Consider the following 14630-nt stretch of genomic DNA (forward strand, 5'->3'; position numbering starts at 1 on the left):
CACCTGTGCTAATGAATTTCCGGTTCGGGCAGCTTATGCGGCGACTGCAGGAAGGTGAAGTCGCAGCCTTCGGGGGCCTGCTGGATGTGCTCCGCATGCATCTTCAGGAAGCCTCTCGAATAATCTCGCTCCGGCGGTCTCCATTCGGAAAGCCGGCGCTCGATTTCTTCCGCATCGACCTCCAGCGTGAGCGTCCGCCCGGCGACATCGAGGGCGATGATGTCGCCATTGCGAACCGCCGCCAGCGGCCCGCCGACGTAAGCTTCGGGCGCGACGTGCAGGATGCAGGCGCCGTAGCTCGTGCCGCTCATGCGGGCGTCCGAAATGCGCACCATGTCGCGCACGCCCTGTTTCAGAAGCTTCTTCGGGATCGGCAGCATTCCCCATTCCGGCATGCCCGGTCCGCCGACAGGACCGGCATTGCGCAGGATGAGGACCGTGTTGGCGGTAACATCAAGATCCTCGTCGTTCACCGCCGTCATCATCGCGTCGTAATCGTCGAAGACGAGGGCAGGCCCGCGATGCTTGAGAAGGTGAGCGTCGGCCGCGGCAGGCTTCATGACACAGCCCTGCGGCGCAAGGTTTCCCTTCAGGATCGCCGTACCGCCGCGCGCGGCAACGGCGTTATCGAGCGGGCGGATCACGTCCGGCAGATGAACCTCGGCCTCGCGGATCGCCTCGCCGATGCTGCCGATGACGTTGCGCTCTTCGAGATGCAGCAGGGATTCCAGTTGCTTCCACAACGCCGGCAGCCCGCCGGCATAATAAAAGTCCTCCATCAGGAATTCGCCGGTCGGGCGGATGTTGCAGAGGACCGGGACCTTCTCCGACATGCGATCGAAATCGTCCAAGGTCAGCTCGACGCCGCGTCGCCGCGCCATGGCAATCAGATGAATCATCGCATTGGTCGAGCCGGCCATCGCCATGTGCACTGTCAATGCGTTTTCAAACGCCTTTGCCGTCAGGATGTCCGAAGGCTTCAGGTCCTCGAATACCATCTCGACGATGCGTGCACCGGAAAGCGCCGCCATGCGCGAATGGCCGGCGTCGGCGGCCGGGATCGCCGAGGCACCTGGCAGTGAGAGACCAAGGGTGTCGGCAAGGGCCGTCATCGTCGAGGCGGTGCCCATGGTCATGCAGGTGCCGAAGGAGCGGGCGATGCCGCGCTCCATGACGTTCCACTCCTGCTCGGTGATGCGCCCGGCCTCTTTTTCCGCCCAGTATTTCCAGACATCGGAGCCCGAACCCAGGGCCTGGCCGCGGTAGTTGCCGCGCAGCATCGGTCCCGCCGGCACGAAGATTGTCGGAAGATCGACCTGGATCGCGCCCATGATCGTCGCCGGCGTAGTCTTGTCGCAGCCGGCAAGCAGCACAACGCCGTCAACCGGGTGCGACCGGATGAGTTCCTCCACCTCCATCGCGAGGAAGTTGCGGTAAAGCATCGTCGTCGGCTTGACGTAGGTTTCCGCCAGCGACATCGCCGGCAGCTCGATCGGGAAGCCGCCGGCCTGCCACACCCCGCGTTTCACCTCTTCGGCGCGGGTGCGCAGATGCGCGTGGCACGGATTGATGTCGCTCCAGGTGTTGATGATCGCGATGACCGGCTTGCCGGCGATTTCCGCATTGTCATATCCCATCTGGTAAAGCCGGGACCTGTGACCGAAGGAGCGCAGGTCCTTGACGCCGAACCAGCGAAAGCTTCGAAATTCCTCTGGTTTCTTGCGTCCGGTCATCGGTCACCTCCTTTGCATTCCCGGGCGGGTCGGCTAAATTGCGCCTGTTCAGAAAAATGACAGGTGAAGGCGGACCCTTGGACGACGTGATGTTGAAGCTGAAACCGGCGCGGCGAGAGCGCCTCGCCGATGTTCTTTACGGCCAGATCCTTGAGCAGATCGCGAGCGGCCAGATGGCCGAGGGGGCGAAATTGCCGTCGGAAGCCCGGATCTGCCGCGATTTCCAGGTCTCCCGGCCGGTTGTTCGCGAGGCGCTGATGCGGCTGCAGGCGGACGGCCTGGTGGTTTCGCGGCAGGGCATTGGAACCTTCGTCAAGTCGCGCCCGTCCGACAAGCTGACCGATTTTGCGGCCTCGGCCGAGATCGCCAGCTATCTCAGGGCCTTCGAACCGCGGCTCGCACTCGAAACCGAGTGCGCGGGACTGGCCGCGATCCGCCGGACCAAGGCCCAGCTCAACCAGATCGGTGAAGCGCTGGCGGCGCTGGAGGGCGCTCTTGCCCGCGGTGAGACAGGCTGGGAGGAGGATTTCGCTTTCCATCTTGCCGTTGCGGCGGCCGCGGGCAATGAGCTTTTTCCGCGTCTCCTGGAAGAGCTCGGCGATATTCTGCGCGGCTCGATGCGCATGGCGCTCAGCCTGACGCGGCAGGGCTCGGAGGAACGGCGTCGCCGCGTTCTCGAAGAGCACCGCAAGATCTTCACGGCGATCTCCGGCGAGAACCGCGAGCTCGCACGTCTTTACATGCGCTACCACCTGACGGAATCCAGGGCCCGCATCACCGGATCCCACGGTGATCTTTAGAGCGATACCCCGTGCCACCGGATCGTTCCGGCAATCCCCGGGTTTTGCGCGCCGCCTCACCGAGCGGCGCCGACCAACACCCCCCTCTGCCCTGCCGGGCACAAGGGGGGAGATCGGCAGGGCAGAGGGGGGTATCGACACCTGTGTCTTCGTTTCCCGTTCCAGGGCCAGTCGCCCAGGAGCGCGGCGCCTTACCCGCGCCATCTCCGGCACCATGTCAGGCGCTCGCCGACAGCGGCCGGGCCCCGCGGGCCGCGGCTTCACTCTTCGTCTTGAGCGCGCGCGCTGCCGCGGCGATGGCATCGAGCCGTTCGGCGCCGTCGAGATTCGACAGGAATTCACCGATCGGACCGGTATCGCAGATGCCGGCGAGCCTCACCGCTTCATGCAGGACGCGGATCGGCGAATGGGCGTCGCGCAGATCCTCGAGCGGCAGGAAACTTTCGCGAAGTGTCCTTGCGGCAGCGAACTCATTGTCCTGACACGCCTTCAGGATTGCGGTCGACAGCTGCGGAGCGATGCACACCGAGCCGGAGGTGAAGGCGGTGAGGCCCATTTCGATGTGATCGATTGCCGGGCGCTCGCCGATACCGCTGACGATCCGCTCGCCCGAGCCGACGGCATCGAGGATGGCGGAAAGATAGCCGTCGTTTTTCGGGTCGGGCCGCACGACGGCGTATTTCAAGGCCGAGATCGCGCCATCGCGGAAAAGACGCGCGACATCGCCGGCTTCGAGGAAGCCGTCATTCTTGATATAGGCGATCAACGGCCGGCCGGCGGCATCCGCCAGCTTGGCGAATCCCGAGACCAGGCCCGCCGAAGTCGCGGGGACGGTGAGCGGGAGCACCATGGCGGTCGGAAAATCCCGCTCGCGGAGGATCATCGCCTGGTCCATCGCCTTGCCGAAGTCGGCGCCGATCGAGGGGATCATCCAGCCGTCCGGCGGAGCAATGTCCTCGAGCACGTCGAGAAGGCTGCCGAATCCCGTGACGCCGAAATTGTAGAGATTGGCGTTGCCGCCGTAGAGATAGGTGGTCACCCCTCCCGCGAGCAGCCATTCGATCATCTTGCGATTTTCCGTCTTGGTCGGCTCGCCATTCGCCTGACGCGCCAGCGGCGGCACCGAAAGCACGGAAGAGGCGAGGTCGGCCACATCTACGGGAGTCGTTTTCATGAAAATCTCCTTGCCAAGTTTCTTGTATTTTTAATTTACAAGTTGAGCGAGGGCAATAGCAATGTTAGAGAAAGCGTCAGCCGATAAGTACCTGGGAAACCTGCGAGTCGGGGGGAAGGCGCTCGTTGCCGCCGCAACCGACGGACTGTGACACGATGGTTCAAACATGTCTTTCAACTTGACATTTGAGTGCATGCTGGATTTGCGCTGCACGGTGGCAGAAAGCCCGGTCTACGACGACCGCCGGAACTGCTTGTTTTTCGTCGATATCGGCAAGGGCGCCCTCCATCGTGCCGATCTCACCGGGGCGGGTCATATCGCGTGGACCTTCGAGCAAGGGGCCTGCTGTGTCGCGCTTGCCCATTCCGGGCGCCTCGTGCTCGCGCAACGGGACCGCGTCGTTCTGTTCGATCCCGAAAGCGGCGCCATCGTCAGCGAGATCGCCTCGATCGAAGCGGAGAGGCCGCACACGCGTCTGAACGACGGCAAGGTCGGACCGGACGGGGCGTTCTGGGTCGGGACGATGCATGAGGCCCTCGACCGGCAACCGGTCGCTTCCCTCTACCGCGTCACGCCTGATGGTGCAGTGGAGCGCAAGGTCGTCGACGTCGTCTGTTCCAACGGTCTTGCCTGGAACGCGGACGGCTCGGTTCTCTTTCATTCGGATTCGCGTGGGCCATGGATCGACCGTTGGCACTTCGATCCTGCGACGGGTGCGATTTCCGGGCGCCGGCGCCTCGTCGTCCTCGACGAGGCAAGCGGCCGTCCCGATGGAGCCGCGACCGACGTGGAGGGCGGTTACTGGAGCGCCGGGGTTTCGGCCGGCGTCCTCAACTGTTTCTCGGCAGAAGGCGAGTTGGTGAGGACGCATCGCTTCCCGGTGCCGGCGCCCACCATGCCCTGCTTCGCCGGGCCGGATCGCAAGACGCTCCTCGTCACGTCGCTGCGTCCGGCGGGTGCCGCGGAGCACAGCCCGGACGGCGGCATTTTCGTTACCCGAAGTCCGGTCGCGGGCGTCGCTGTGCAGCGCTTCGATGATCTCCGGCTTTGATGTTCGTTGCCCGCAGGCTCATGGAACGATACCCCGGCAAGCCCAGGCAACGTTCGCAAACGACCTCGGACCATCCGGCCGGCCTGCCTCGTAAGCGTCGCGCACGGCGGCATCGGTGATCGCCCGTTCTGTGGCCCCGAGCGTCGCCACATACTTACCGAGTGGTCCTTCGCCTGCGGCAATGGGCGCCCAGTAGTCGTCGAAGTTCTGGTAGTCCATGCGGATCATGAGCTGGGTTTCCGAAACGTCAATGAGACCCTGGTCCACAAAAGTCCTTTTCATTTCACCCGGTTGCATCATCGGCTGAAAGCAGTAGCGCGCGCGGAGCTGGCGCCCGCCTTCGCCGAGTGCCGCCACCGTGTCGACCATCATCCGCATCCCGGGCATGCCGCCGAGATGGTCCCACACCGCCGCCGCGACGACGCCGCCCGGCCGTACGACGCGGCGCATCTCGGCGACTGCCTTGTCGGCGTCGGGCACGAAATGGAGCACGAGCAGCGCGAGGGCGCGGTCGAAGGTACCATCTCCAAAGGGGAGGGCGCAGGCATCCGCCTGCCGGATCTTGATGCGCGGGTCGGTGTTGCGCCGGCTCGCCTCCGCGACGAAGACAGGCGAATAGTCGATCGCCGCGATCTCAGCGAGGCCGGCGGTCCTTGCGAGCGCAAAAGTGAGGCTGCCGGTGCCGCAGCCGACGTCGAGAATCTTTTCGCCGTCGGCAAGTCCAGAGAACTCGATGAATAGCGGCGCGAGCCTCCGGCTCCAGCGCCCCATCAACTGTTCATAGCCGGCTGCATCATGGACATTGAAGCTGGAGGTCATCGAAGTCTCCATAGGTTGAGGAATGGTAGACCTCGAGCTGGCGGATGCCAAGGGCGAACGGTCCGTTGTCGAGACAGGGAATCACGACGGTCTTGCAATGGGGCAGCGTTCGAATCGGCGATACACCTAATGCAGGTGTCGCAGCTTGTCGGGGTTCCGCATCACATAGACTGCAGCGATCTTGCCGTCTTCGATTTCGAGCGCAGTCGTCTGAAGTTCGCCGTCGCCTTCCAACGTGACGAAGCCGGGCAGTCCGTTGATGAAGCCGGCGCGAACAAGTTTCGAGCCGCTCTTTTGAAATAGAACTGCCAAGCTCTCGTGCACCTTCATCACCGCATCAAATCCGAAGATCGGTTTCATCGCTGCCGGACGCTTGCCGCCGCCGTCGGCATGGACGCTGACGTCGGCTGCCAACATCGCACCGAGCGCCTTCATGTCGCCACTGCGCGAGGCGGTGAAGAAGGCTTCAGCGATCTCGAGGCTTTTCTGTTTCTCGATCTGGAAGCGAGGCCTCTCCTCGCGGACATGGGTGCGCGCGCGGCTGGCGAGCTGCCGGCAGGCAGCCGGGTCGCGCTGGATGGTCGCCGCGACTTCCTCAAAACCCAGCCCAAAAACGTCGTGCAGCAGGAAGGCCGCCCGCTCGAGCGGAGAAAGGCGTTCCAGGGCAAGCATCAAGGGCAGGGTGACGTCTTCCTCCTGCTCCTCTTCCACGACCGGGTCGGGAAGCCAAGGACCGACATACGTCTCGCGCTGGCGTCGTGCTGATTTGAGCTGATCAAGGCAGAGCCGCGTGACCGTGCGGCGCAAAAACGCCTCGGGCTCGCGCACCGCCGAGCGGTCAGCCCCCATCCAGCGGATGAAGGCCTCCTGCACCATATCCTCCGCGTCGGCGACAGAGCCGAGCATGCGATAGGCGACGCGCATGAGCTTGGGACGCAGCGGATCGAATCCCGCCGCTGCGTCCTCGTGATTGGTGTCCGTCATCAGGCAGCTGCCTCGGCGGCGGCCTTGGCCGCGGCCGGATCGGCCCACAGGCTGAAGCCAACCGCAAGGCGGTTCCACCCGTTGATGACATTGATCATGAGCGTGAGCTTCACCTGCTCTTCCGCGGTAAACTGAGCCTTCAGGGCGTCATAGGCGCTTTCGTGCGTATGACCTTCCGACAGCCGCGTCAGTGCCTCGGTCCAGCCTAGCGCGGCGCGCTCGCGATCGGAATAACAGGGGGCTTCACGCCAGGCCGACAGCAGGTAGATGCGCTGCTCCGTCTCGCCTTTTGCCCGCGCTTCCACCGTATGCATGTTGATGCAGTTGGCGCAGCCGTTGATCTGCGAGGCGCGGATCTTCACCAGTTCGATGAGGCTCGGCTCTAGGCTGGCGGTGACGGCAACCGTCGTGCCCATCCAGCTCTTCATCAGCGACGGCGCAGCGGCGAACGGGTCGAGTTTGGCAGTCATGGTTCGTTTTCCTTTCTGTTGGTTCCGACACCATGACGAGGGAGGATCTGCGAATGTGACATCAGCGCAGAAATTTCTATCGGGGCATGAGCTCCGGCGGCCGAGCATTGGTATCCCGACGGCTCACGCAACCACGGCCGGAGTGGTTACCGGGCGAGTTTTCGCTGTTAATGGGCCACCTCGGAAGCGGCCGACATCAACTCTTCGGGATTGAGCACTCGGTCCATATTGTGGCCTTCCTCTTCAACTTCCGTAAAGCTCCAGCGCACCACGCCTTCCCGATCGAGCAGGAAATGGCCGACGAGCTGCATATGGCCGGGAATCCTCACCTGCTGATCGGCTTCGGTGATTTCGTACCCATCCTTCGCGTTGAGGAGGTCGCCTGCTGCGGCCGGATTCATCGGTTCGGGCAATTCCCCGGGCCGGTCGACCCGCATTGTCGTGACCACATCCATTCCGACCTTGTATGGCCAGTCGGTCTCATTCGCGGTGATCTCCAGGAGAGGTAAGCCGAAGGCGCGGTGTGACGCTCGCTCCGGATCGGATGCAGCAAGAAGACCGGGTATCGGATGATAACGGAAATAGAGTCGCGCGCGTTCGACCGGGGTGTTTACCACCGCTAGAGAACTCACGCCTTTCTCACGCAGTGCCGGGTTGAGCTGTGCCATCGCCGCGACATGGCGCCGGCAGAACGGACACAGCAGGCCTCGAAACAAACCGATCAACAACGGGCTGCGACCGCGAAAATCATCGAGTGCGATCGTTCCCTCGCGCGAGATGGCATCCAGCACGATGTTCGGCACCCGGTCGCCCGGTTGCAACGGATGGTCGGTGTGGGGCGCAGACATGGGCAACCTCCTCCCCGGGGCAGTCGAGAAAAGGCAGCACTGAAAAGTGCTTCGAGGTCGAGCTGGCGTTCCAGGGCGAAACAGGGTTCGGCCTTACAGCCAGGATAGGCCCTCAGAATGGCCCCACATTGGCCCATGAGCAAGCGGTAAACAGCGGACGGCCCCCTTGGCCTTTCCGCAGTTTCGTTCCATGGCGCGGAGCCGGCGCCGTGCTTACATCGTCTTGCCGTCGGCGCCGAAGACGTGGCAGCGCGAAGGATCGAAATGGACGGCGAGGTTGGTGCCGCGCTCCACCTTCTGCTGGCCCTCGAGCGCGACGGTGATGTGCTGGCCGTCAGGGGTAATGCCATAGAGCATGGTTTCGCCGCCGAGGTTTTCAACGAGCTCGACATTAATCGGGGCGAGCGCGATGCCATCGTCCTGTGCGGAAAGATGTTCCGGCCGGATGCCGAAGGTCACGTCCTGCCCCGGCGCCGCACCGCTCAAGGCGCGCGGCAGGCGGATCGTGCCGCCGCAAACCTGGATCGCGGTTTCCGCTTCCCCGACTGCAGCGATACGCGCCTTGAGGAAGTTCATTTTCGGGCTGCCGATGAATCCGGCGACGAAGCGGTTGACGGGATGATTATAGAGATCGAGCGGCGCCCCCACCTGCTCGATCCGCCCGGAGTTCAGGACAACGATCTTGTCGGCCATGGTCATGGCCTCCACCTGGTCGTGGGTCACATAGATCATCGTGTTGCCGAGATCCCGGTGAAGTCGCGAGATTTCGACGCGCATCTGTACGCGGAGTTCCGCATCGAGGTTGGAAAGCGGCTCGTCGAAGAGGAAGATGCGCGGCTCGCGCACGATCGCCCGGCCGATCGCCACGCGCTGGCGCTGGCCGCCGGAAAGCGCCTTCGGCTTGCGGTCGAGCAGCTTCTCGATCTGCAGGATCTCGGCGGCGCGACGCACCTTCGGCTCAATCTCCGCCTTTCTGTAGCCCGCCGTCTCGAGGCCGAAGGCGAGATTCTTGTAGACCGACATGTGCGGGTAGAGCGCATAGGACTGGAACACCATGGCGATGCCGCGCTTGGCCGGCGCCACCTCGTTCATCCGGTCGTTGTCGAGCATCAGCGTGCCGCCGGAAATCTCCTCCAGGCCGGCGATCATGCGCAGCAGGGTCGACTTGCCGCAACCGGACGGGCCGACGAAGACGGCGAACTCGCCGGGGTCGATGGTCAGGTCGATGCCGTGGATCACGTCGAACGCGCCATAGCGCTTCTCGACCTTTTGAAGAACGACGCTGGTTGCCATTTGCAAAATCCTCCCTGCGGCCTTTGCCGTTACCTCGTGTTCGCACGCCAATTGGCATATTTCGGACTCTCCGGTCCGATCGGAAGCGTTATCTCACGGCCGGTATCGGCGGACTGGTAGATCGCCGTCACCAGTTCCAGCGCCTGCCGCGCATCCTTCGTGGTGACAGGAAGCGGTCCCGTGCCGGTGAGAAAGGCGTGGAAATGCGCCATCTGCGTGGTGAAGCGCGGGGAGACCGGACGCCAGTCGCCGATCACGTCGTCGATCTTAGCCTGGACCGCCTCGTTGGCGGCAATGATCTTCCAGGGGTCCTTTCCCGGCGCATACGGTTCATGGCTGCTCTCGAAGGTGACATGCTCGAAGTGCAGGCGAAGGCGGCTGATCTGTTCCTGCGAGCCGAGCGTGCAGGAGAGCGAGACGAAGGCGCCGTTCTGCATGAGCAGGCTTGCCGAGGCGCAATCCTCGACCTCGATATCGTTGACGCGCGTCGCGACGCGTCCGAACACTTTTGCGGCCGGTCCAAGGAGATGCAGCATCATGTCGTGCAGGTGCAGCGCATGGGTCACCAGCACGCCGCCAAGCTCCGTCTCCCATTTGCCGCGCCAGGGAACGGAGTAATATTCCGGCGTGCGCAGCCAGAAGGTTTCGACCGAGCCCACATAGGGTTTGCCCGCGATACCGGAGTCGATGATGCGCTTCGCCTTCTCGATGCCGTCGCCATAGCGATATTGGAAGATCGGCATCAGCACGCCGCGAGCCTGCTTCTCCGCCTCCATGATCCGGTCGACACCCTTGAGCGAACCGGTGAGCGGCTTCTCGCAGATCACGTGCTTGCCCGAGGCGAGCGCATCGAGCACCTGCTCGAGGTGAATGCCGGGTGGCGTGCAGATATCGATGATGTCGATGCTGTCGTCGGCGAGCAATTCCTTGAACGAGGTGGTCCGCTTTTCGATGCCGAACTCGTTGCCGACTTCGTTCAGCCGTTCCACGTTGAGGTCGCAGAGCGCGGTGACCTGGAACTTGTCCGGATGCGGCAGATAGCCTTCGACGATATGCGACCGCCCGATCCCGCAGCCGATGATGGCAACTGTCTTTACGCTCATATCAGTTCTTTTCCTGGTTATGTTCGGCGATCGCTTGCGCTGAAAGGGCAAGCTCCATGGCGTTGAAGCAGCGTTCCCGCGGCATGGCGGTTTCGGTTCTGTCGCGGATGTCGGCAAGGAGCTGACGGCCGAACGGAAGGTCGACACCCGAGCAATCGATGTGTTCGACGCCGTTGCGATCGGCAAGAAACAGGTGGTTGCCTCCTTCCCGCCCGGCGAGATCGACCGTCTTGCGCACCTCGATCGTGCCAGTCGTACCGACAATGAAAAGCCGACCGTCGCCCCAGGTCGGCATGCCGTCCGGGGTGAGCCAGTTGACGTGGATCATGCCGGTCGCCCTTCCCGTCGAAAGATGAATGCTGCCCGTATCCTGCAATTCCGGACTGTCCGCAACGCTCCGGTTGTCGACGCTTGCCGAGAGAATGGTGGCATCGGTGGCGCCGGCGAAGAAGAGGAACTGCTCGCACTGGTGCGAGGCGATGTCGGTGAGGATGCCGCCATAATCCGCCCGGCGGAAGAACCAGCCGGGCCGGCTTTCCTTGCGCAGCCGATGCGGTCCGAGGCCGACCATGTGCACGACTTCGCCGATGGCGCCGGCGGCAACCAGCTCCCCGGCCCTTACCGTTGCCGGGCTCTCGAAATGCTCGGAATAGAGGATCGAGAAGATGCGTCCCGTTTCGGCCTGGACCCGGCGCACCTTTGCGAGTTGGTCGAGGCTCGTCATCCCCGGCTTGTCGACTAGCACGTCCTTGCCGTGGCGCATGGCGCGGATCGCAAGCTCTGCCCGCTCGGCCGAAATGGCGGCGGAGGTGATAAGGCCGATGCGCTCGTCTTCGAGGATCTGGTCGAGTTTCGCGATACGCGGCACATCCTTGTACGTGGCCGAGAACTCTGCAGCCAACGCATCGTCCGTTTCGTGGAAGCCGACGAGGCGGGCGCCGGCTCTGAGAAGGCAATTGACCTGGCCGTAGATGTGGTTGTGGTTGAGCCCGACCGCGGCAAAACGCAATTCGTCCATGGGTAAACTCCAGCTCCTTCGATTAGCGCTTCATGCCAGTGGTGGCGATGCCCTCGATCAGAAGGCGCTGGAAGAACAGGAAGAAGAAGAACACGGGCACGAGGGACAGCGTCGACATGGCGAAGAGACCACCCCAGTCGGAGGTGCTGCTCGAGTCGACGAAGGTCCTGAGGCCCAGCTGGATCGTGTAGGTGTTCATGTCGTTCAGGTAGATCAGCGGTCCGAAGAAGTCGTCCCAGGTCCAGATGAAGGAGAAGATCGCGGCCGTTGCGAGCACCGGCAGGGACAGCGGCACCATGATCTTCCAGTAGATGCGCCAGGGACCGCAGCCATCCATCATCGCCGCCTCGTCGAGCTCGCGCGGAATGCCGCGGAAGAACTGGACCATCAGGAAGATGAAGAAGGCGTCGCTCGCCAGGAATTTCGGCACCACGAGCGGCAGGAACGTGTTCACCCAGCCGAGATTGAGGAAGAGCACATATTGGGGAATGAGCGTCACGTGATAGGGGATCATCAGCGTCCCCAGCATGATCGCGAACCAGAAATTGCGTCCGGCGAAGCGAAGACGCGCGAAGGCGTAGGCCGCGAGCGAACAGGCGACGACGTTGCCGATCACGGTCAGCACTGCCACGACGAGTGAATTCCAGAAGAAGCGACCGAAGCTGACGTCGAGGCCGAACCAACCGCGCAAATAGGAAGCGACATCGATCGATGACGGCCAGAGCGAGGTCGAGGCGAAGATCTCATCCTCTGGCCTGACCGACGCGGAAATCATCCACAGCAGTGGGTAGAGCATCGCGATTGACGCGGCGATCAGGCCGGCGTGGACGAGAACCGATCCCAAGGGGCCGCGGCGGCCGAGTGGTGCCGATGGTGGGGCGGTTACGGAGCTCATGATCGCGTCAGTCATCGTAATGCACCCAGTAGCGAGAGGTCAGGAAGGAAAAGGCGGTGAAGAGCGCGATGATCAGCACCAGGATCCAGGCCAGGGCCGAGGCATAGCCCATGCGGAAGTTGCCAAAGGCTTCCTGATAGAGATAGAGCGTGTAGAAGAGCGTCGAGTTGATCGGTCCGCCGGTGCCGCCGGAAATGATGAAGGCCGGGGTAAACGCCTTGAAGGCGTCGATCGTTTGTACCACCGCATTGAAGAAGATGACCGGGGTCAGGAGCGGCAGTGTGATCTTGTAGAACTGCCGGAACTTCGACGCGCCGTCGAGGCTTGCGGCCTCATACATATCGGTGGGGATCTGGCGAAGACCGGCAAGGAAGATGATCATCGGCGAGCCGAACTGCCACACGCTCAAGACGACGAGCGTCCAGATCGCGTAGTTCGGATGCGAGATCCAGCTCGGACCCTCGATGCCGAACTGGGCAAGCAGGCTGTTGATGAGGCCGTCGCCGGCAAAGAGCTGTCGCCAGAGCACGGCGATCGCGACGCTGCCGCCGAGCAGCGAAGGCAGATAGAAGATCGCGCGATAGACGGTGAGGCCCCGGACGCCGCGATCGAGGAGGATGGCAACAAGCAGTGCGAAGCTGAGCTTGAAGGGTACCGAAAGCACCACATAGAGGAAGGTCACCTGCATCGCGGCGGCGAATTTCGGATCGGCTGTCGCGATGCGGACGTAATTGGCGGTCCCGACCCATTCCGGCGCGCGGATCAGGTCGAAGCTCGTAAAGGAGAGATAGAGCGAGGCGATCGCAGGCCCGAGCGTCAGGCCGAAAAAGCCGATGAGCCACGGCAACAGGAACATGTAGCCGGCTCCGTGCTTCGCCCAGATGGAGGCCCATCGGCCCTGTGCGGCGGGGCGCGCCTGGACGCCCCCACCGACGACGACAGCGGAATCCTGCACGGCCGCCATCTCCTTAGCCTCGCGACAGGATCTGTGTGACCTCGTCTACCAGCGTCTCGCCGCCCTGCTTGGCGTCGAGCTGGCCGAAGGCCACCTGCTCGGCCACCCTGCGCAGAGCCAGCTCCGCCTCGCCGGCGCCCGATGGCGGCGGCGGCGGCAGATCGCCGGCGAGCGCTCCGAGCCCGGAGACATATTCGAGTGCTGCTCGCCCGAGGTCATCGAGCGACGGCGCGAGCGCCTCGCGCACGGAGGCCGATTCCGGCACGCCGCGTTCGACGCCGAGGATCTTGGCCGCTTCCGGATCCTTGACGAAGAAGTTGACATATTTTGCGCCGAGTTCCGGATCGCTGGTCTTGGCCGATACCGAGAAGAACATCGATGGCTTGCGGTAATGTCCGCCCTTGGCATCCTTGCTGATCAGCGCATGGCTGCTCAGCACGATCTTGTCTTTGTTGATCGCCTGATAGCCGACGAGCTGGTTGGAATGGGCATAGGACGTCGCCGCCTTTCCAAGCGACAACGGGCTTGTCTCGATATTGAACTGATCGAGCGCCTGTATGTCCGCCGGCACGCAAGCCTTGTCCTCGCGCATCTTCTGCCACATGGCAAACCATTCGGCCCCGTCGTTCGCGTCATAGGCGATCTTGCCGTCTGCGGTGAAGAGGGCCTTGCCGCGCTGGCGGAGCCAGTTCTCAAGGAGCGGCTCCACGCCGCTGCCGTCCGAGAGGCCGTAATAGCCCTTGCGCTTGCCGGCCTTGGTGATCTCGAGACCCATGCGGGCGAGCTCGTCCCAGGTCGTGGACGGCGTCGGCAAGTCGACGCCGGCTTCCTCGAAGGCGACCGTGTTGACCATCATCGCCGTCGAGTTGGCGCCGAGGCTGATGCCGTAGAGCTTGCCGTCGACGCTGCCGCCCTTGATCTGCACCTGGTCGAAATCCTCGACCTTCAGCACCGAGCCGAGATAGCTGTCGAGCGGCGCGAGCGCGCCGCGCCGGGCATATTCGACGATATAGCGGTAATCCATCTGGATGACGTCGGGGGCGTTGCCCCCTGCGACCTGGGTCGCAAGGCGCGGCCAGTAGTCGCTCCAGCCGAGGAATTCGCCGTTGATGGCAACCCCGGGATTGGCCGTCTTGAAAAGCTCGCTGACCTTGTTGGTGCGGTCGGCGCGGGTCTGCGATCCCCACCAGAGCAGGCGCAGCCGCGTCTCCTGCGAAAAAGCGTGCGGCGCGAACGCTGCATATGAAAGAAGTGCTGCTCCTCCTGCAAGCACACTGCGTCTGCTGATCTTCTGCGTCATTGCTTCCTCCTCCCTCGGGAGCGCCTCCACAACGCTCCGTGTCATCGTCGTCTTGTTGAGTCCTCTTGCAATAAATAACTAATTGGTTACAAACTAGGGGCAAGCAAAGATCGTGTCAAGCAGTTGTGTGAAGTGCTGTCATTATCTTGTAAACTTTCTTTACGATGTCGCATCGAATGCCGCCGAA

The 14630-nt window shown here is 63.0% G+C and carries 14 protein-coding genes; 2 read left to right on the forward strand and 12 right to left on the reverse strand.

Annotated elements, in window-relative coordinates; all coding sequences use genetic code 11:
• Positions 1-8: 8 nt before the first annotated feature.
• On the reverse strand, positions 9-1733 hold the full coding sequence (araD, locus tag QN222_RS07910) for an L-arabinonate dehydratase (RefSeq protein WP_283962164.1): 1725 nt from the start codon (positions 1731-1733) through the stop codon (positions 9-11).
• A 77-nt stretch (positions 1734-1810) separates the two neighbouring features.
• Here araD and QN222_RS07915 point away from each other — a divergent pair, with 77 nt between their 5' ends.
• Entirely contained in the window at positions 1811-2533 is a 723-nt protein-coding gene (locus QN222_RS07915; protein ID WP_283962163.1) for a FadR/GntR family transcriptional regulator, read from the forward strand.
• A gap of 217 nt (positions 2534-2750) precedes the next feature.
• Here QN222_RS07915 and QN222_RS07920 read toward each other — a convergent pair whose 3' ends face one another.
• Positions 2751-3707 carry a dihydrodipicolinate synthase family protein gene (locus QN222_RS07920; RefSeq protein ID WP_283962162.1) on the reverse strand — a complete coding sequence of 319 codons (957 nt, stop codon included), beginning with the start codon at positions 3705-3707 and terminating at the stop codon, positions 2751-2753.
• A 166-nt stretch (positions 3708-3873) separates the two neighbouring features.
• On the opposite strand from QN222_RS07920, the gene QN222_RS07925 reads away from it, so the two are divergent.
• On the forward strand, positions 3874-4758 hold the full coding sequence (locus QN222_RS07925) for an SMP-30/gluconolactonase/LRE family protein (protein ID WP_283962161.1): 885 nt from the start codon (positions 3874-3876) through the stop codon (positions 4756-4758).
• Positions 4759-4776: 18 nt separating this feature from the next.
• Here QN222_RS07925 and QN222_RS07930 read toward each other — a convergent pair whose 3' ends face one another.
• The 10 genes from QN222_RS07930 to QN222_RS07975 form a co-directional block, all read right to left on the reverse strand.
• On the reverse strand, positions 4777-5577 hold the full coding sequence (locus tag QN222_RS07930; RefSeq protein ID WP_283962160.1) for a class I SAM-dependent methyltransferase: 801 nt from the start codon (positions 5575-5577) through the stop codon (positions 4777-4779).
• A gap of 126 nt (positions 5578-5703) precedes the next feature.
• Positions 5704-6561, reverse strand: a complete 858-nt coding sequence (locus tag QN222_RS07935; RefSeq protein ID WP_283962159.1) for a sigma-70 family RNA polymerase sigma factor — start codon at positions 6559-6561, stop codon at positions 5704-5706.
• Positions 6561-7031, reverse strand: a complete 471-nt coding sequence (locus tag QN222_RS07940) for a carboxymuconolactone decarboxylase family protein (RefSeq protein ID WP_283962158.1) — start codon at positions 7029-7031, stop codon at positions 6561-6563. Before QN222_RS07940 ends, QN222_RS07935 begins: the two co-directional genes overlap by 1 nt.
• 167 nt (positions 7032-7198) lie before the next feature.
• Positions 7199-7879, reverse strand: a complete 681-nt coding sequence (locus tag QN222_RS07945; protein ID WP_283962206.1) for a redoxin family protein — start codon at positions 7877-7879, stop codon at positions 7199-7201.
• A 213-nt stretch (positions 7880-8092) separates the two neighbouring features.
• Positions 8093-9172 carry a sn-glycerol-3-phosphate ABC transporter ATP-binding protein UgpC gene (locus QN222_RS07950; protein ID WP_283962157.1) on the reverse strand — a complete coding sequence of 360 codons (1080 nt, stop codon included), beginning with the start codon at positions 9170-9172 and terminating at the stop codon, positions 8093-8095.
• 29 nt (positions 9173-9201) lie between these two features.
• Entirely contained in the window at positions 9202-10275 is a 1074-nt protein-coding gene (locus QN222_RS07955) for a Gfo/Idh/MocA family oxidoreductase (protein ID WP_283962156.1), read from the reverse strand.
• 1 nt (position 10276) lies between these two features.
• Positions 10277-11293, reverse strand: a complete 1017-nt coding sequence (locus QN222_RS07960) for a Gfo/Idh/MocA family oxidoreductase (protein WP_283962155.1) — start codon at positions 11291-11293, stop codon at positions 10277-10279.
• Positions 11294-11315: 22 nt separating this feature from the next.
• Positions 11316-12203, reverse strand: a complete 888-nt coding sequence (locus tag QN222_RS07965; protein ID WP_283962154.1) for a carbohydrate ABC transporter permease — start codon at positions 12201-12203, stop codon at positions 11316-11318.
• Positions 12196-13152 carry a sugar ABC transporter permease gene (locus tag QN222_RS07970; protein WP_283962153.1) on the reverse strand — a complete coding sequence of 319 codons (957 nt, stop codon included), beginning with the start codon at positions 13150-13152 and terminating at the stop codon, positions 12196-12198. Before QN222_RS07970 ends, QN222_RS07965 begins: the two co-directional genes overlap by 8 nt.
• 4 nt (positions 13153-13156) lie before the next feature.
• Entirely contained in the window at positions 13157-14443 is a 1287-nt protein-coding gene (locus QN222_RS07975) for an ABC transporter substrate-binding protein (RefSeq protein ID WP_283962152.1), read from the reverse strand.
• Positions 14444-14630 lie beyond the last annotated feature (187 nt).

Source organism: Sinorhizobium sp. 6-70 (assembly GCF_030124375.1).
Taxonomy (GTDB): domain Bacteria; phylum Pseudomonadota; class Alphaproteobacteria; order Rhizobiales; family Rhizobiaceae; genus Sinorhizobium.